The organism is Virgibacillus carmonensis (assembly GCF_057836705.1).
In genome coordinates this window covers 1-519 of sequence record NZ_JBYQFJ010000412.1, presented here as the reverse complement: position 1 = coordinate 519, position 519 = coordinate 1, and the positions used below count along the sequence as shown (strand labels likewise).

Sequence of the window (519 nt, the reverse complement as noted above, 5' to 3'; positions counted from 1 at the left end):
AAAAATGACTATGCAATTGCGCACATATAAGAAAGAAAGGAGGTTACAAATTGAAATACAACCGCTGGGATGATTCTAAGGTAGACACAAATCTTTTCCTGCAGTTACAGGACCTGACCACGATACTATCGGATAACCAGGACTTAAAATTCGAGTACAAGTATGGTTCATTCATCGATCTGATTGATGATGAGGTGACGGGCAGCCATTTCTGGGATGTGAATAATCAGACGATTAAGGAATCCGGTTACAAGACGGATGTATTTTTGCGTTCAATTGGAACCTTGCAACATTCGCATGTCCCCACCCTGAAAGGCTTTTTGGAAAATAACGTTGAATCCAGCCTGCCGAAGTTCACTATTCAATTCATGACGTTGCTGGAAGATTTGCGTCTGGAGGAAATCATTACAAAAGTGCGGCCAGGTACGAAGAAAGACTTCTCTGTCCGGAGAAATTACCTGAAGCACCATTTTCAGACTGAATTAACTGCGAATGTGACACGGAGCAACCGGCTTGATG

General features: G+C 42.6%; 1 pseudogene. It reads left to right on the top strand.

Going from position 1 to position 519, the window contains the following annotated elements:
* Positions 1-50: 50 nt before the first annotated feature.
* Positions 51-519, top strand: a pseudogene (locus AC3G7N_RS22625) (vWA domain-containing protein); the annotation flags it as partial.